Here is a 16,436-nt window from a genome sequence, read left to right on the forward strand (position 1 = left end):
AGAACGATTATCAAAAGAGAGTCCATCCATGCTTGAAAAAGTTAGCCTGTTCTCCAATATCCCGCCGGAGTGTCTGTATAAGCTGGAAAAGATTTCGAGCCTACGCAAATATCCCAAAAATACCATCCTCTTTATCGAAGGTGATGACAATTCACAATTGTTTGTAGTCAAGAAGGGATTGGTCTGCATTCATACGGATGACAACGAGGGGCGCCAATTGGTGCTTAATTATGTCGGTCCCGGAGAGTACTTTGGGGAATTGTCGTTGTTAGATGGCAAGCCGCGCTCCGCGTCCGCAACCACTGTCGAAGACAGCAACCTGTTAACTATATCGCGGGAGAATTTCCGCGGATTTATGCAGGAGTATCCCGAGCTATATGAAGTGCTTATGGTAGAGCTGGCAAACCGCATTCGCTCTCTGACCGAAAACGTAAAGGATATGGCGTTATTGGATGTTTATGGCCGTGTGGCCCATACGCTGGAGCGGCTGTGTAATCCCGAGGTGGAGATATCACCCAAACTGACCCATCAGGACATTGCCAACATGGTTGGCGCTTCGCGGGAAATGGTGAGTCGGGTGATGAAGGAGTTGGTATTGGGCGGCTATATCGAAATCCAGCAGAAGCAGATTCGGATTGTGAAGTCATTCCCCAAAAACTGGTAAAACTGATTCATTCGTGTTCAATACCTGTCTTTACGCTCAGCTTTCGTTAAGGTTTATAACTGCATTCTAGGTTCAACGCCCGGGAAACGGGCACTTCAACTGGAAACCTGTAGGGTGGTTATGAACAAACAGCTCATTATCGGATTGTGTATAGGCGGGTTGGTGGCGACGGCTGGCGGGGCGTTGGCTTTGAAGGATTCGTCACCCAAGGCGGCTGACATAGTATCGATCAAGCCAATTACGGCAGCGATGGAACAGGAGTACGCTCAGGTCGTGAATATTATCGAAGTGGCTGATCCAAATGGCCCTCGGTTTGCCGCGGTGGTGGATGTACAGCCGGTTACTCAGCGAGGCAGGGATGAAGAAATCTGCGAAACAGTTACGGTAACTCACCAAGCGCCGGTCAAAGATGAAAATCAGATTGCTGGCACAGCTGCGGGAGCAGTCATTGGCGGCGTGCTGGGTAATCAAGTTGGCGGTGGCAACGGCAAAAAAGTGGCGACCGTTGCCGGCGCCGTGGTCGGCGGGATTATCGGCAAAAACGTCCAGGCGAATCACCAAGCCAAACAAACTTACGAAACAACCGAACGTCAATGCTGGATAGAGCCTGGGCAAGACAAAGTTGTCGGCTACGACGTGACCTACCAAATTGACGGACAGTCCGCGCTGGTGCGCATGGGCTACAATCCAGGCAAAGAGCTCCCTGTTGTGGGAGGGGAAGTGGTTACCGATAAAGCTGAAATTAAACGTCTGAGCAGCAATAAAGCGCCTACCAGCTATGAAGTCTTCTATGTATACGGCGCGACAGAAAGCAGCATCCTGATGCCCAAGGCGCCGAAAGTCGGAGACCTGCTGTTGGTGAAAGATGGGCAAGTGGTAACGGATGCAAAACGCTTGGCCGAAATTCAAGCGTCACAAAACCAAGTGGTGGCTTACCAAGTAACCTATAAGCTTGGAAATAAAGTGGCTGAAGCGCGTATGACGGAAAAACCGCAAGGTAGAGTTATCTACGTCAAAAACGGCCAAGTGATAGCTGATACAGATTTGAAAGACAAAGAAAGCGTGTCTCTCTAACTCTCAGTTTCTGCAAACTTTGCTCTTCAAATTCCTACTCTTCACAAACAGTTAGGCCCACCTCCGGTGACATCACCGGCGGCGGGCTCTGCGTCCATCGCTGCACCATATAAGCTTGCAACCGCACGCGGGCAACTGGCGACAAGTCCAGCAGGTGCATCACGGGTTCCGCCTTCAAATTTGTCGGGTTGATTTGCCACAAGGTGCCTTCTTTGCTGATGGCCCACAAGCTGTCGCAGTCATCTTCTGTGGCAAATTTCGGCTCCATGGAAACTCCTCCAATACCCTCTTTGATCGCATGGAAGTGTAGTGCCGCCTTGAAGTTGGCGTCTAAAATATCCTTAAAGGAGTTTAAATAAAATTTTTACTACATAAGTGCGAATCAAGGCGATGCTACTGGCGGTTTAACATGGCTGTCAAGCGCATTCATTGCGCCGATTTACCCTTTTAAGGTGGAGTCTTCCAACACAGCATGGCCAAACCCCTAGTAGATGAGCTGGATCGCCATATAGGTCAGCGTCTAAAAAAATTGCGGCAGAGAGAAGGTATTAGTGCCCAGGCTCTAGCAGAGGCAATCGAATCTACCCAGCAGCAAATCTCCCGCTACGAAAATGGCCACAACAAGCTCAGCGCCACGCAGCTTTATCGAATCGCCTGCGCCCTGGGTGTTCCCGTTTCCTGGTTCTATCAGGATTTCACACCAAGTGTTCAGGTCCGCAATCTTGCGGAGGAGCCTGCTTCCTACGAAAAAGCACAAATCAGCGAAGGATTGGCGTCCGTCTCTCAGTTATGGCCACGGTTGAACGCCGAGCAGAGAGCAGCGGTTCTGCGTGTGATAGACGCCTTTTTGATTTGACGAAACCGCAGCGTGCCGCGGTTTCTATCTTTAAATGAGTGATAGTGGGTCGTAATAGGAGATTCCCAGCGCGTCCGCTACTGCTTTATGCACGATTTTCCCTTTCAGCACATTAACTCCGTTAAGTAATCCGGGATGTGTGCGGCATGCATCAACGCCAGCATTCGCTAACAGCTGTATGTAGGGCAGGGTAGCGTTGGTGAGCGCAATGGTGGAGGTGCGAGGGACAGCGCCGGGCATATTGGAAACGCAGTAATGAACTATGCCGTCGACTATATAAGTGGAATTTTGGTGAGTGGTCGGCTGGCTGGTGGCAAAGCAGCCGCCTTGGTCTATGGCGACATCCACCATCACAGAGCCCGGTCGCATCAGTTTCAGCATATCGCGCGTCACCAGCTTGGGCGCCGTGGCGCCGGGTATCAACACTGCGCCTATAAGAGCATCCGCTCCTGTCAAAGCTTGCTCTATGTTTTCGAGATTGGAATACAGGGTGGTTACGCGTCCTTGAAAGACGTCGTCTATATGTCGGAGCCGTCCGAGCGCTTTATCCAATACAGTGACCTTGGCTCCAAAACCCAAGGCGACTCGGGCCGCATTCATGCCGACCACCCCGCCGCCCAGCACCACCACTTTTCCAGGTTCTACCCCGGGGACACCTCCGAGTAAAACTCCGGAACCGCCAGCGGATTTTTCCAGGCTTTTGGCCGCCGCTTGAATCGCTAACCGACCTGCAACTTCACTCATTGGAGCCAGCAGAGGAAGTCCGCCATTGGGATCTGTGACAGTCTCGTAGGCGATTGCGGTGGCACCGCTGGCGAGTAGGTTGCGGGCCTGGGCTGGATCAGGGGCTAGGTGGAGGTAGGTAAACAAAATATGATGCGGGCGCAGGCGGCGGATTTCCTCGGCCTGGGGTTCCTTAACTTTGATGATCAATGTGCTCTGGGCAAATACTTCTTCCGCATCATTGGCTAGCTGGCCTCCCGCACGTTCGTATTCTTCATCCGTAAATCCTGCACCTGCACCAGCTCCGGCTTGCACAATTACTTGATGCCCCGCTCGAACCAGTTCCCTGACACAGCCGGGCGTCAAACCTGCCCGGTGTTCTTGTGGTTTGATTTCAGTGGGTACTCCAATCTGCATATAGCCCCCGAATGCTTAGGGTGTTAACGAGCGAATTCCGCAGAGTTCCAACCAGCGCAAAAGTCCAGCGCTGCGATATTTATGTTTGTGTAATGCCGCGTAGAACATGCGGCGAAAATCCCGGTAGGGAACTGGCAGGGGCACCAGTGAGCCACGGTGGAAAGCGTCTTTCAGAGAAATATGCGACAAGCAGGAAATACCCAAATCGCTTTCCACCGCGCGCTTGATGCCTTCTGTATGCTCCAACTCCAACAAAATATTCAGGTGGGGAAGCAGGCCGCGCATTGCTCGCTCAAATGCTTGGCGGGTGCCGGAGCCCGGTTCCCGCAAAATCCAATTGGCGGAAATCAGGTCTTGATCCGTCAGGGTTTGTTTTTGTGCCAGGGGATGCCGAGGCGAACAGAAACACACTAATTCATCTTCGCGCCAGGGGATGATCTCCAGTTCCGCATGGTGATATTCGCCTTCGATCATGCCTATATCTATATCGAAGTTCAGCAGTTTTTCCGCAATGGCTTGAGTATTCGCAACCACCAAGCTTACCCCCGCGCCCGGACTCTGCATAAATTGGCTGATCAAGGGCACGGCTAGGTAGTTGCCGATGGTCAGGGTGGCGCCAACCTTGATTTTGCCTACCTCTTTGTGGCGTTTGAGGTCCATCTCCAGTTCTTGCGCCATGGCCAGCAGGGCCTCCGCTTTGGGGCGCAGCAAACGGCCGAGTTCGTTGGTTTGCAGGCGTTTGCCGACGCGGTCAAACAACTGGACGTCGTATTGAGTTTCCAAATCCTTAAGCGCACCGCTGCATGCAGATTGGGACATGGAAAGATAATCTGCGGCTTTAGTGACATTCTCGAAATGCGCAACGGCGAGGAAGACCTGGAGTTGGCGCAGAGTGTAGTGCATGGGAACACTCCAGAAAATTGAAGTCCTAACTTGTTATGGGGTGGGTGAATGCAACCTGCTAATGTTTGAGGTCAATCAGCAGTTATTGGTTCAGCCGATTTGAAATATTTGAATTAGCCGATTTACCTATATAGTAGACGTCCATTAGCCTAGCGACAAATTTACCCTTCCTCGCTGTTTATCCTGGACGACCCATGAGCAATCTGCTGACCGAAACCGTCATTGACGTACATCATTGGAACGATTCTCTATTTACCTTCCGCACGACTCGGAACTCCGGTTTTCGGTTTCGCAATGGGCACTTCACCATGATTGGTCTGCCGCTGGAGAACGGGCGCCCCTTGTTGCGGGCCTACTCCATTACCAGTGCGAATTATGAAGATCATTTGGAGTTCTTCAGCATCAAAGTGCAGGATGGCCCGCTGACATCGCGTCTGCAAAAAATCAAACCGGGTGATTCTGTTTTGGTAAACAGCAAATCGACCGGCACTCTGGTTCCGGACCATCTGCTGCCTGGCAAACATCTTTACCTGTTAAGCACAGGAACTGGTCTGGCTCCGTTTTTGAGCATCATCAAAGATCCGGAAATTTACGAGCTCTACGACAAAATCATTCTGACCCACGGAGTTCGACAGGTGAACGATCTGGCGTATCAGGAGTTCATCGAGAAGGAATTACCGCAACAGGAATTTCTCGGTGAGGTAGTGCGGGAAAAACTGATTTACTACCCGACCGTAACGCGTGAGCCGTTCCGCAACCAGGGACGCCTGACCGATTTGTTGGTGTCCGGTAAATTGACCAGCGATATAGGTTTGCCGCAAATCAACACCGAGACTGATCGTTTTATGCTGTGCGGAAGTCCTTCTATGCTGAAGGAAACTTGCGCGATATTGAACCAGCGTGGCTTCCAAGAAGTGCGTCACGGTGAGTCCGGTCACTATGTCATAGAACGAGCGTTTGTAGAGCAATAATCTGCTCATTTCCATTCATAATGAAAGGGTCCTTCAGGACCCTTTTTTATTTGTGCATCGCTCATTCAAATGTTTGTAAACATTTACTTATTTTTTGTATTGATATAGGGTGCCGTCCTCTAAGAAGAGGGTAAAATGGTGAACCTGTTACCATTTTGCGATTTTCCAATTTTGCAATCTCAATAATAACGATGCGCCACTTGCGATCCGCCAGCGAGGAAATGGGCGCGCCCAGTTGTCATATTCATATCGAGATCTTCCAGCGGAGACATCTATGCAAGAAAACGAGTTGTTTGTCTTGTTCCTGAGTACCGTCGTTCTACTTTTTATCGTTTTTTATCGCAAAGAACTCAAACGCTTACCTGCCGCTGGTTGGTTGTTCTCTGCCTATGTTGCGATCTGGATTGGGTGGTGTGCGACTACACTGGAGCACCTTATGGCGCCGACCTTTTTTAATATGGTGGAGCATATCGCCTACGCCGCTAATGGTCTGCTCTTGCTCCTCTGGTGTTGGTTCGGAATAAAAAACGGGCGGGTTGGGGCACATGATTAGTCTGTTAGACGGTATTGGTGCAATCGCTTCGCTTGGCGCTGTTTTGCTTGCACTGACGTCCTGGCGCCAGCATCTGACGACTGCGGAAAAATGGTTGATGTGGGCCATTGGTTGTGCGACGGCCGTCATCAACAGTATGAGTTTGTCGAGTTGGTTCGGAGTTGGAATTACCGGCGGCGACCTGGTTCAAGAAGGTCTCGGTGATTATCTGCAAATCCTGCAGCCCGCATTGTGGGGAATGTTCTTTTATGCAGCGGTGCAGGCCGCGCAGCGCAAACAACTGGAAAAAAGCCGCCAACAAATGCGCGATCTGGTGGAAAACATGCCGGTCATTTTGCATGCGTATGACGACAAGGGACGTATTCTCGCCTGGAACCGACACGCGGAAGAGGTGAGTGGGTATTCCAAAGAAGAAGTATTCAGCAACAGCAATATATTGCTGCGCTTGTTTCCGGATGCGGAGTATCGGCAGCAGTTGATCGAGGAATGTCACAACCGCGGCGCCAGCTACCGACATCGTATTCGTCCACTCCTCTGCAAGCAGCGTTATGAACGGCAGATAGCCTGGTACAACATTTCCGAAAAATTCCCGATCAGCGGGTGGGCTAACTGGGGCATAGGTCTGGATATGACCGACCAGTTGGTAGCTCAGAAAGAGCTGGAGCATATGGCAACTCATGATGAGTTGACGGGGCTTGCCAATCGCGCCCTGCTGCGCGATCGCCTGAGTCACTCATTATCAGATGCGCAGCGCAACCAACGCCGCGGTGCATTGCTGTTGCTCGATCTGGATCATTTCAAAATGGTCAATGACAGCCATGGCCATCCTGTCGGCGATCAGCTTTTGCGAGAAGTGGCGGAGCGTTTGCGCAGCTGTGTGAAATCGACGGATACCTTGGCGCGCCTCGGCGGCGATGAGTTTGTCATTCTGCTGGAACGCATCGGCCGACCTGAAGAGGTAGCGTTGATCGCAGAGCGCATTTTAGCGGCGTTGGTCGGTCGACCTTTTGATGTATTTGGCAATGAAATTCGCGTGCGCACCAGCATCGGAATCACCATATTTCCCGATGATGATTTGAATCTCGACGAGCTGATGAAAAACGTTGATCTTGCGCTCTACGCGGCGAAACAAGGTGGGCGCAATGGTTACCATTTTTATTCGCGCGCGATGCACAACAAGATACGCTGGCAGCACCGGGTGGCGGAAAAATTGCGCAACGCATTGGAGTCGGATTCTTTTACCTTGCAATATCAGCCGCAAATTTGTTTGGGGGATTCTTCAGTTGCAGGGCTGGAGGCTTTATTGCGCTGGAGTGCGTTTGATGAAGTGCCTTTATCGCCTTCGGCTTTTATTCCCATCGCAGAAAATATGGGCTTGATGCCGTCCTTGGGTAAATGGGTGGTAAAAGAAGCATCGCGCCAAGCGGCTGCTTGGAAAAATTTGCGACTGCCTATTGCAATTAATTTGTCGACGATTCAGTTGTATCAACCGAATTTGGTGGAGTCTCTGCACGAATTGATGCAGGAACATAATATAGATCCGCAAACCATCGAGTTTGAGATTACCGAATCCGCCGTAATGCGCAATATAGATAGTGCGATCAATACTATGCGACGGTTGCGCGAAAAAGGTTTTTCAATTTCGCTGGATGACTTTGGAACGGGTTATTCGTCGCTCAGTTATCTAAAACGATTTCCGGTTGGCAAACTCAAAATTGACCAGTCCTTTGTCAAATGCATTGAAACGGATCCGGTTGATGCTGCGATAGTGCGAAGTGTTATCAATCTCGGCCACAGCTTGAATATGAAGGTATTGGCCGAAGGGGTTGAGACACAAGGACAGCTGGAGCGACTCGGTAACGAGGGGTGCGATTATATTCAAGGTTTTTATTATGCACCGCCGCTGACGGTGGAATCTGTGGAGGCTTATCTGCAGAGTGGTCATGTACACTGAGAGTGACGGCTGCTCGATCGTTTTATTTTTCTTCTTTCATTTATTCCAGGTTATTTTGCGGATCGCTATAGCGCTCGTGCCAAGCTAAAAATTCATCGGCTGGCACCGGGCGGCTGATATAAAACCCTTGCGCTTGCTCGCAATTTAAACGTTGCAATTCATCCAGCGTTTTTTGATCTTCTACGCCTTCCGCTACTACCTCCAGGCCAAATGAGTGGGCAAGCCCAAGCGTGGATTGCACAATCACCGCGTCTTGCTCATCGGACAACATATCGCGAATAAATGAACGGTCGATTTTTAAGGTATCAATTGGCAGACGTTTAAGATAACCGAGCGATGAATAACCTGTACCAAAATCATCTATGGCAAAACGCACTCCCAGGCTGTGAATGCGATTGATGACATTCAATGCCCGCTCTGGATCGCCAATCAATGTGCTTTCGGTAATTTCAATTTCCAATGATGGAGGCGGGACGGCATATTTTTGTAAAAGCCGTTCGATATGGCTCGGAAATGCGGAGTCCATCAGATTGCGGGTGGAAAGGTTAATGGAAACGACCAAATCCAGGCCTTCTTCTCGCCACAGATGAATTTGTTTGAGCGCGTTTTCCAGTACCCATAAACCGAGCGGCTGAATCAAATCGCTCATTTCCGCGAGGGGAATAAATTCACTCGGGGGAACCATGCCTAAACGGGGGTGATTCCAACGCACCAAAGCCTCGCAACCGAGACAGCGTTTGTTGGTGATATCGATGCGCGGTTGATAGTGCAGAACCAATTGGTTTTGCCGGATGGCGGTGCCCAATTCCCCCATCATGGCAAGTCGGCGCGGGTTGTGAGCGTCGTGCTCGGGATCGTAAATCACCGTGCTCGAGGATTCGGATTTGGCCTTGTACATGGCCACGTCGGCGCAGCGCAATAATGAGTGACTGTTGTCGCCATGCCGTGGAAAAAAGGAGATGCCGACACTGCCGCCTAACTCGAGGGTGATGTCACCGACCTGGGTAGGACTGCGCAGGCAGGAGTGAATCCGATTGGCGAGGCTCATGGCTTCCTGCTCATCCAGAACATTGGGAGCCAGCACCGCAAATTCGTCGCCGCCAAGGCGATACAACTGGGCGCCGCGGGCGCGCAACATTTGATTTAGCTGCTGGGCGATGGTTTGCAGCAGTTTGTCACCCATCGCATGCCCGAGGGTATCGTTGACCTCTTTAAAGCGGTCCAGGTCGAGCAGCATCATCGCCAGTTTTTGATTGTTGGCTTGCGCCGATACTATGGCACCTTGCGCCATATCGTGTAGGCGAGCGCGATTTGGCAAGCCGGTCAGTTCGTCATGATTGGCGCGGTATTCCATTTCGCGCTTTGAATTGAGCAATTGCTCATTGGCCCGTTTGCGTTCGGTCATATCCGAGGCAATACATAAAAAGCCGGATACGGAATCGCTGTCGTGATGCAGGGCCGTGACGGATAACAATACGGGTACACGCTCACCGTTTTTGCGGATATAGGTCCACTCTCGCTCTTCGGTGCGATTGACAGAGGGGTATGCCGTTAAAGTGGCGAACCCTGGTTCGACAGCATGGGGCAGTTCATCATTGAGTTCTATGGCGCGCCAGTAAAGTTCGTCTTCGTCGTGAAAGGCCAGCGGGGTCAATTTGCCTATGACCTCATCGGCCGAGTAGCCGAGCATGCGCTCGGCGCCGCGGTTAAAACTGAGGATCGTGCCTGACAGATCGGTCGCGATAATGCTGTAATCCGCGCCGTCGAAAATGGCCTGTTGCAGCGAGAGCAGGTGCTGGATTTTGGCCTGGGTTTGTTTGCGTTCGGTGATGTCTCTGACGCAGGCGACCAAATAGGGAGTTTGATCCAGCTCAATGCGCGTCAGGCTTACTTCAGAGTCAAATTCCGTCCCGTCGAAGCGGCGTTGGCGCCATTCGAACAACTGGGGAATGCCGTCCTTGAGCGCCGGTTGCATGAACTGCTGCACCTTGCTCACGGACAGCTGCCCATCGGCTTGATATTCAGCCCAAAAGCGCTTGGGCGGATGGCGGGAGAACTCCTCCAAAGTGCAGCTGTACAACTTCAAGGCCGCCTGGTTGCATTCGATCATGCGATTGTTCTGCAACAGGAAGATGGCGTCGGTTGTTGAGTCGAACACCTTGCGATAGCGCTCCTCCGAGCGGTACAGCGCATGCACGGCGAGCAGTTGCGAGAGCAGGTCGGCTATAGAGACGGCAAAACTTTGTTCTGCCTGCGACCAGGTGCGGCCCGGTCCTACATGTTCGATGCACAGCACGCCAATGGTCTTGCCGGCTTGGCGCAGGGTGGCATCCAGCAGACTGGAGATTCCCAGAGGTTGGAAATAGATCGGACCAAAGGTCGCCGTTTCCGGCGTCTTGTAGGCGTCGTGTGCGGCCAGAATTCGGTCGTTGAGAATGGAGTTGAAATACGCCGGGTGATCCTTGCAGAAGATTTCCAGTGCGGGATCGAGGGAACAGACATTGCTGTCGCACAACATTTTGCAGTACAGGCGATCATACCCGTGGTCGAAACTCCACAAGCCTACCCTTCGGACCCGTAATGATTCAGCACAATGATTCAGGACGAGACGAAGGCTTGCATCTATACGCCCCTGCCAGAGACTGTCTTCTTTGAGCAGTTGGATATAGGCACTGTGTAACGAATTGCTATATGTCTCTTGAGGTTGGGATGCTTCGGTCATTAAAGATCGCTGAATCGGGCCGTTGAGCGGTGTTTCCATACAGGGTAGTTCAAACCGGCCAATCATGCCGCCTTTCGCCTCGACGCCCGATGGACAGTAGCGAAAACCTGAATCCATTAGTCATTTTTCATCTTCGAAACGAAATTTTTTGTAGGGTGCGAGCGCGAGAACTGGCATGATCGCGCGCCAGCCATATGCCGGCCGGCTCAGTTATCTAATTCATTTCAAGGGTTTTTATGGTGCTTGAAGCTTTGCATGCCCAAGCTGACGAGGAGTCGCTGTTTGCGCTCATCGCAGAGGGCTTGGAACAGTGGGGTTACATTGTCTTGCCCAAGGGTTTGCCGCGGCATCTGATCGATTGCCTGCAAACCCTCCATCAACGGGAACGGGAAAGGTTTTACGCCGCAGGAGTTGGTCGCGGCAGTGGGCAAAGTCAGAATCAGATGTTGCGGCGAGACAAGATCTCCTGGATCGAGGAGACGGATACTTTTGCCGAACCCTGGATTGCATGGACCACTTCTTTACAACGTTACCTCAATCGATCTCTCTATCTCGGCTTATTCTCATTTGAAAGCCACCTGGCGGTTTACGAGCCGGGCGATTTTTATAAAACCCATCTTGATGCCTTTCGCGGGCAATCCAATCGTCGCCTATCCCTTGTGACATATCTGAACGATGAATGGTCAGAGGAGCAGGGGGGTGAGCTGGTGATCTATCGGCCTGGGGCGGACGAATGCCTGACCAAGGTAAAGCCAGAGCTCGGTACTCTGGTATTGTTTCTTAGCGAAGAATTTCCGCATGAAGTTTTGCCGGCGAAAAGTCAGCGCTTGAGCGTTGCGGGATGGTTTCGTATCAATGGTTCCAGCACCACACTCGTCGATCCGCCGAGTTAAAGGCGGTTAAAAAACGGACACGGCTTGTCATTGCCTGTATAATCCCGCGCCTTTTGTTTCGGCATGCAATGCCATCAGTTTTTGGCCATCAGTTTTGCCCCTCTATACAGGATTCCGTCATGACCCAAATCAGCCCTACCTTCGAACAACTTGGGCTTTCTCAACCATTGCTGCAGGCGCTGCAACAGATTGGTTACGAATCTCCATCGCCGATTCAGGCGATGGCCATGCCCCCGCTGCTGAAAGGCCGCGATGTACTGGGGCAAGCACAGACCGGAACGGGCAAAACCGCGGCGTTTGCGTTGCCGGTGTTGCAACAGTTGGACTTAAAGCAAAAACATACGCAGGCGTTGGTGTTGGCGCCGACGCGGGAATTGGCGATCCAGGTAGCGGAAGCGTTCCAGAGCTATGCGCACTTTTTGCCGGGTTTCCACATACTGCCGATCTACGGCGGTCAGGCCTATGACAAACAAATCCAGGCGTTAAAGCGCGGAGTTCAGGTTGTCGTCGGCACGCCGGGACGTGTGATGGACCATATGCGCAAAGGCACCCTCAAACTCGACAAAATCAAACATTTTGTTCTGGACGAAGCCGATGAAATGTTGCGCATGGGATTTATCGACGACGTGGAATGGATTCTCAGTCACGCGCCGAGTGACCGTCAGATCGCGCTCTTTTCCGCCACTATGCCGCGGGAAATTGCCAAGGTGGCCAATACCTACCTCAACAATCCTGAGCATGTGAAGATCGAGGTAAAAACCACTACAGCGGAAACCATTCGCCAGCGTTATTGGCCGGTAAGCGGTCTGCATAAGCTGGATGCGATTACGCGCATTCTGGAAGTGGAACCCTTTGATGCCATGATTATTTTCGTGCGCACCAAAACCACGACTGTGGAATTGGCGGAAAAACTCGAAGCGCGCGGCTACAGTGCCGCCGCTCTCAACGGTGATATTCCGCAAAACGTGCGCGAGCGCACCATCGACAAACTTAAAAACGGCCAGATCGACATTCTTGTTGCTACCGACGTGGCGGCGCGCGGATTGGACGTCGACCGCATCAGTCACGTACTGAATTACGATATTCCATACGACACCGAAGCCTATGTACACCGCATAGGCCGCACTGGTCGCGCCGGACGCGCAGGCGAAGCGATTTTGTTTGTCGCCAAGCGCGAAGTGCGCATGCTGCACGCCATCGAAAAGGCCACAGGTCAAGCCATTCAGCCGATGCGCCTGCCATCTGCTGCGGATATCAACGAACACCGCGTTATTCGTTTCAAACAAAAAATTCAGGATGCCTTGCAACAGGAAGACCTGGATTTTTACCGCAATCTGATCGAAGACATTTGCCGCGACAACGAACAAAATCCTATCGACATTGCAGCTGCGCTTGCCTGCTTGTATCAAGGCGATCAACCGCTGTTGTTAAAAGAGCGTGACACCACGCCGTCGAATGATTTTGTGTCGCAAGGACGCAAAGAGAAACATGAGCGCAGCGACCGACCGGATAAAAAGGAGAAACGCAAAAAACAAAAAGAGTTGGATGTGAATATGGAAACCTACCGGGTAGAAGTAGGCCGTCGAGATGGCGTGCGCCCGGGTGATTTGGTCGGTGCCATTGCCAATGAAGCAGGTATCGATAGTGAATATATCGGCCATATAAAAATTCACGACGACCATTGCACTGTCGATTTGCCAAAGGGAATGCCAAAAGAAATCTTCCGCGTGCTGCAAAAGGCATGGGTTTGCCAAAAGCAGTTGAATATCTCCTTGGCCAGCGAGCAGAAGTACGGCAAGTCAGCAGACAATTCCGCGGAAGATAATGGTCGCGGCCGGCGTGCCAAGCCGGACCATAAAGGCTCTCGCGACAAAAAATTTGAGCGCGGTTCGCGCAAAAAGTAATTCAGAACATTGGCGGGCATAACCCGCCAATTCTCTTGCTATTCCTGCATCCTTCATTTTCTTTTTTACACCTTCCAAGTTTTTATAACCACGTTTTTTCTCTTTATTGGCGTTGAAGTGCGATTACTGACGCATTCGGTTGACCAGTATTGGTTAATTTTATGGGTTTGGCTTACAAGTTGCTCTTCCACCTCAGAGTCCATTGATACCGAGCTTGTGTATTGCGGTGATGTTGGAGATGGGTGTCGCCGAGGAGGCAATTGCGTGATTGGGGTGGGAGAGCTATGAACATGAAGCGGAAAATGACTCGGTATTCGCTGACCAACTTTATTCGATTTCTGGAAGTGGTTTGGCAGGAAAGACTGGTAAAAAAACAGACCTTGCAACAGTGGCAGGAAGCTATATCTGAATTCCAAAACATTCTTAGCCTAGATGAAGTTGCCGATCTCCGTTGCTTGGATATTCAGCATTTAAGCAGCCGCTATGTGGACTTTTTGGTGGATAATCGCAATAGCATTACTCCCTGGCGCATTTACCAACTGAAGAATGGCTTAATGCAAGGGGTGGGAGATTTTATCGCCTATACAATAAATCCCAACGAGTATAAACGCTGCGCCAGGTTGGCTTTGGCCAAGCATATTTACTTACAGAAAAAAGCTCGCGTGGCTGCTGCAGTTTTGCCATTACCTGCGATTCGAGCGAGCGAAACGCGGGTTTCGTCGGGTGTTCAATAAAGATTTTTAGAACCAGCGGAGCCCGGCATGCCGGAATTTGATCTGGATTTTCATCTTATTATCTTCAATTTTTATCAGCTCGGAATCGCTTTCATACTGGCTTTGCCCATTGCGCTCAATCGCGAGCACGGAGCAAAGGAGGCGCGTGGGGCTGGATTGCGGACATTTCCGCTTGTCGCTATCGCTTCTTGCGCTTTTATGTTAGTGGCGATGAATGTGTATGATGGCGCAGAGGCAGAAGCTCGGGTAATGTACGGAGTTATAACCGGTATAGGATTTATCGGCGGCGGGGCTATAGTAAAAGAATCCAAAAGAGTGGGCGGAACTGCCACGGCGGCGGGCATCTGGATAACCGGGGCCATTGGTATTTCGGTAGCATATGAGCGTTATGAAATTGCACTTACTTTGTCGTTATTTAGCTTCCTGATCTTTCAATTCTTTCCGTATTTCAAACGCAAGGATGAAGGTTGAAATTCAAGGCGCTTAACCGGCTTGAAGGATTGAGGCGTCCTTTCCTCATTTTGTGTCATCCTTTTAATTAACAGTTCTCGTCGGTTGCTTTTTCGCAAGCGTCTTCTATAGCATCCCCGGTATTTTCCGCTGCGCGATCAACTTTTTCGCCAGCTTTTTCCATGGGGCCATCTCGATCGCATCCGACTAAAGAAAAAGAAGTTGCCCCAAATAAAGCCAGCATTAACGCCAATGTGTATGCCTTTGCCATAATCTTCTCCCAATGGTTTTGAGTTGTTGGTTGGTGATCGAGTAATGCGGTTTTTGTGCCAGTTGTTCTTCGTTGCCAGTGGCAACGATTTGTTGGAAGAAAGGAAGTAGCCTGTGCAGCGTTTTATTTCACAAAAAACTAACGCTTTGGATTTATTTAGTACACAATAAAAACACTTAAAGTTGTTGTTCTGCAGAAATTACAAGCCGAAGCTTAAAAATTTACATGGCTCGCTTTTAAGATAATGCTAATAATAAGAAGCGAGACGAAGTGGTGAAGTCTTCTGATCTAAAGAATTGCTTTGATGTACAGCATAATTCGCAGTTGCCAAATAATGGCATGTCAATTGCTCTTGTGTCCCCAACCTTTACACGATTGATTGTGAGAATTATGAAACCTCTAAAAAAAGCAACGATGAAAGACGTGGCGGTAATTGATATCGAAGCCTCTGGATTTGGCGCGGAAAGTTACCCTATAGAAATTGGCATAGTGTTGCCGGACGGCACGCGTTATCAATCTCTGGTGAAACCTGAACCAACCTGGTTGCACTGGGACAAAGATGCGCAAGACATCCATGGAATATCACGGCTGTTGCTGCTGAAAGAGGGGAGGCCTGTGCAGGAAATTTGCCGCGATATCAACGCTATATGCAACGGCGTTACGCTGTATAGCGATTGCTGGGTTCATGATGCGCAATGGTTCAACGCCTTGTTTACTGCAGCAAGAATGCCCGCTTTGGCATGTTGCAGAGCCATTGAATATTTATTGGATGATCAGCAGCAGGCGCGCTACCAACATACTAAACCGCATGTGGCAAAACGTCTTGGTTTAACTCTACACAGGGCGTTAAATGACGCGATCGCGATTCAAAATACTTTGCGTGAGTTGCGTTTTATAGGAGAGGATCAGCCTTTTGTGCACCAAGGGCGCTTTACCATGGCGGGCTGACGTGTGGTGAATCATGCAAAATCTTCGGTTTTATTGAAAATTGGTAACACAAGCGAAACAGATGGAGTGCTGCAAAGGAGGGCGCAATAAAAATTGCAGTTTTATACATTGAGCTAGATTTCTAGCTCCAATCGTCAAGGTTTTACATCTTTTAACACGTCTTTTGCGGAGTCGTCCTGAAGACTCTCTTTTAATTCGGTTATTTTTTTGCTGCAAAGCCGACATTCCGCCAAAATGACATCAAAGATTTGCAGGGCTTTATTGATGTCGCCGTTTTTCATCAAGGTCAATTTGCCGAGCTCGGCATTGATCGAAATTGTATTGAGCGGATTGCGCACATCGTGAATAAGGGCGCTGGTGGAGCGTTTCATGAGGTCTCCGTAAACACTGACGGTTAAA

At 50.5% G+C, this 16,436-nt stretch carries 17 protein-coding genes; 11 read left to right on the forward strand and 6 right to left on the reverse strand.

Features of this window, described 5'->3' with window-relative positions; translation table 11 throughout:
* The first annotated feature begins 28 nt into the window (after positions 1–28).
* On the forward strand, positions 29–664 hold the full coding sequence (locus tag DWB84_RS02310) for a Crp/Fnr family transcriptional regulator (RefSeq protein ID WP_187408139.1): 636 nt from the start codon (positions 29–31) through the stop codon (positions 662–664).
* 120 nt (positions 665–784) lie between these two features.
* Complete coding sequence (locus tag DWB84_RS02315) at positions 785–1,738, forward strand: glycine zipper 2TM domain-containing protein (protein ID WP_187408140.1); 954 nt, start codon at positions 785–787, stop codon at positions 1,736–1,738.
* Between the two features lie 34 nt (positions 1,739–1,772).
* Here DWB84_RS02315 and DWB84_RS02320 read toward each other — a convergent pair whose 3' ends face one another.
* Positions 1,773–2,006 carry a hypothetical protein gene (locus DWB84_RS02320; protein WP_187408141.1) on the reverse strand — a complete coding sequence of 78 codons (234 nt, stop codon included), beginning with the start codon at positions 2,004–2,006 and terminating at the stop codon, positions 1,773–1,775.
* Between the two features lie 204 nt (positions 2,007–2,210).
* On the opposite strand from DWB84_RS02320, the gene DWB84_RS02325 reads away from it, so the two are divergent.
* Entirely contained in the window at positions 2,211–2,594 is a 384-nt protein-coding gene (locus DWB84_RS02325; RefSeq protein WP_187408142.1) for a helix-turn-helix domain-containing protein, read from the forward strand.
* A gap of 30 nt (positions 2,595–2,624) precedes the next feature.
* Here DWB84_RS02325 and ald read toward each other — a convergent pair whose 3' ends face one another.
* Positions 2,625–3,734 (reverse strand): alanine dehydrogenase, encoded by a 1,110-nt coding sequence (gene ald / locus DWB84_RS02330; RefSeq protein WP_187408143.1) that lies wholly within the window; start codon positions 3,732–3,734, stop codon positions 2,625–2,627.
* A gap of 15 nt (positions 3,735–3,749) precedes the next feature.
* Positions 3,750–4,637 carry a LysR family transcriptional regulator gene (locus DWB84_RS02335; protein WP_187408144.1) on the reverse strand — a complete coding sequence of 296 codons (888 nt, stop codon included), beginning with the start codon at positions 4,635–4,637 and terminating at the stop codon, positions 3,750–3,752.
* 194 nt (positions 4,638–4,831) lie between these two features.
* On the opposite strand from DWB84_RS02335, the gene DWB84_RS02340 reads away from it, so the two are divergent.
* From DWB84_RS02340 to DWB84_RS02350, 3 genes are all read left to right on the forward strand, one after another.
* Complete coding sequence (locus DWB84_RS02340; RefSeq protein WP_187408145.1) at positions 4,832–5,608, forward strand: ferredoxin--NADP reductase; 777 nt, start codon at positions 4,832–4,834, stop codon at positions 5,606–5,608.
* Positions 5,609–5,882: 274 nt separating this feature from the next.
* Positions 5,883–6,161 (forward strand): hypothetical protein, encoded by a 279-nt coding sequence (locus tag DWB84_RS02345; RefSeq protein ID WP_187408146.1) that lies wholly within the window; start codon positions 5,883–5,885, stop codon positions 6,159–6,161.
* Positions 6,154–8,115 (forward strand): bifunctional diguanylate cyclase/phosphodiesterase, encoded by a 1,962-nt coding sequence (locus tag DWB84_RS02350; RefSeq protein WP_187408147.1) that lies wholly within the window; start codon positions 6,154–6,156, stop codon positions 8,113–8,115. Before DWB84_RS02345 ends, DWB84_RS02350 begins: the two co-directional genes overlap by 8 nt.
* Before the next feature lie 40 nt (positions 8,116–8,155).
* Here the strand turns inward: DWB84_RS02350 and DWB84_RS02355 are convergent, their stop codons facing one another.
* Positions 8,156–10,954, reverse strand: coding sequence for an EAL domain-containing protein (locus tag DWB84_RS02355; protein ID WP_187408148.1), 2,799 nt, complete (start codon positions 10,952–10,954; stop codon positions 8,156–8,158).
* Positions 10,955–11,073: 119 nt separating this feature from the next.
* Here DWB84_RS02355 and DWB84_RS02360 point away from each other — a divergent pair, with 119 nt between their 5' ends.
* The 4 genes from DWB84_RS02360 to DWB84_RS02375 all read left to right on the forward strand — a co-directional run bounded on the left by DWB84_RS02360 (position 11,074) and on the right by DWB84_RS02375 (position 14,839).
* Positions 11,074–11,730 carry a 2OG-Fe(II) oxygenase gene (locus DWB84_RS02360; RefSeq protein WP_187408149.1) on the forward strand — a complete coding sequence of 219 codons (657 nt, stop codon included), beginning with the start codon at positions 11,074–11,076 and terminating at the stop codon, positions 11,728–11,730.
* Positions 11,731–11,849: 119 nt separating this feature from the next.
* Complete coding sequence (locus DWB84_RS02365) at positions 11,850–13,634, forward strand: DEAD/DEAH box helicase (RefSeq protein ID WP_187408150.1); 1,785 nt, start codon at positions 11,850–11,852, stop codon at positions 13,632–13,634.
* Between the two features lie 260 nt (positions 13,635–13,894).
* Positions 13,895–14,368, forward strand: coding sequence for a hypothetical protein (locus DWB84_RS02370; RefSeq protein WP_187408151.1), 474 nt, complete (start codon positions 13,895–13,897; stop codon positions 14,366–14,368).
* A gap of 27 nt (positions 14,369–14,395) precedes the next feature.
* Positions 14,396–14,839 (forward strand): MgtC/SapB family protein, encoded by a 444-nt coding sequence (locus tag DWB84_RS02375; protein ID WP_187408152.1) that lies wholly within the window; start codon positions 14,396–14,398, stop codon positions 14,837–14,839.
* Positions 14,840–14,906: 67 nt separating this feature from the next.
* On the opposite strand, the gene DWB84_RS02380 is transcribed toward DWB84_RS02375, so the two are convergent.
* Positions 14,907–15,089 carry a hypothetical protein gene (locus DWB84_RS02380; RefSeq protein ID WP_187408153.1) on the reverse strand — a complete coding sequence of 61 codons (183 nt, stop codon included), beginning with the start codon at positions 15,087–15,089 and terminating at the stop codon, positions 14,907–14,909.
* A 270-nt stretch (positions 15,090–15,359) separates the two neighbouring features.
* On the opposite strand from DWB84_RS02380, the gene DWB84_RS02385 reads away from it, so the two are divergent.
* Entirely contained in the window at positions 15,360–16,037 is a 678-nt protein-coding gene (locus tag DWB84_RS02385; RefSeq protein ID WP_187408154.1) for a 3'-5' exoribonuclease, read from the forward strand.
* 134 nt (positions 16,038–16,171) lie between these two features.
* Here the strand turns inward: DWB84_RS02385 and DWB84_RS02390 are convergent, their stop codons facing one another.
* Positions 16,172–16,408, reverse strand: coding sequence for a histidine kinase (locus tag DWB84_RS02390; protein WP_187408155.1), 237 nt, complete (start codon positions 16,406–16,408; stop codon positions 16,172–16,174).
* Between the last annotated feature and the right edge of the window lie 28 nt (positions 16,409–16,436).

This window comes from Saccharophagus sp. K07 (assembly GCF_014336955.1).
GTDB lineage: Bacteria > Pseudomonadota > Gammaproteobacteria > Pseudomonadales > Cellvibrionaceae > UBA5868.

Coding starts and splice junctions, on each gene's coding strand:
- DWB84_RS02315 (WP_187408140.1), top strand. CDS start 785: ATGAACAAACAGCTCATTATCGGATTGTGTATAGGCGGGTTGGTGGCG.
- DWB84_RS02325 (WP_187408142.1), top strand. CDS start 2,211: ATGGCCAAACCCCTAGTAGATGAGCTGGATCGCCATATAGGTCAGCGT.
- DWB84_RS02310 (WP_187408139.1), top strand. CDS start 29: ATGCTTGAAAAAGTTAGCCTGTTCTCCAATATCCCGCCGGAGTGTCTG.
- DWB84_RS02380 (WP_187408153.1), bottom strand. CDS start 15,089: ATGGCAAAGGCATACACATTGGCGTTAATGCTGGCTTTATTTGGGGCA.
- DWB84_RS02355 (WP_187408148.1), bottom strand. CDS start 10,954: ATGGATTCAGGTTTTCGCTACTGTCCATCGGGCGTCGAGGCGAAAGGC.
- ald (WP_187408143.1), bottom strand. CDS start 3,734: ATGCAGATTGGAGTACCCACTGAAATCAAACCACAAGAACACCGGGCA.
- DWB84_RS02340 (WP_187408145.1), top strand. CDS start 4,832: ATGAGCAATCTGCTGACCGAAACCGTCATTGACGTACATCATTGGAAC.
- DWB84_RS02375 (WP_187408152.1), top strand. CDS start 14,396: ATGCCGGAATTTGATCTGGATTTTCATCTTATTATCTTCAATTTTTAT.
- DWB84_RS02350 (WP_187408147.1), top strand. CDS start 6,154: ATGATTAGTCTGTTAGACGGTATTGGTGCAATCGCTTCGCTTGGCGCT.
- DWB84_RS02335 (WP_187408144.1), bottom strand. CDS start 4,637: ATGCACTACACTCTGCGCCAACTCCAGGTCTTCCTCGCCGTTGCGCAT.
- DWB84_RS02345 (WP_187408146.1), top strand. CDS start 5,883: ATGCAAGAAAACGAGTTGTTTGTCTTGTTCCTGAGTACCGTCGTTCTA.
- DWB84_RS02360 (WP_187408149.1), top strand. CDS start 11,074: ATGGTGCTTGAAGCTTTGCATGCCCAAGCTGACGAGGAGTCGCTGTTT.
- DWB84_RS02365 (WP_187408150.1), top strand. CDS start 11,850: ATGACCCAAATCAGCCCTACCTTCGAACAACTTGGGCTTTCTCAACCA.
- DWB84_RS02320 (WP_187408141.1), bottom strand. CDS start 2,006: ATGGAGCCGAAATTTGCCACAGAAGATGACTGCGACAGCTTGTGGGCC.
- DWB84_RS02390 (WP_187408155.1), bottom strand. CDS start 16,408: ATGAAACGCTCCACCAGCGCCCTTATTCACGATGTGCGCAATCCGCTC.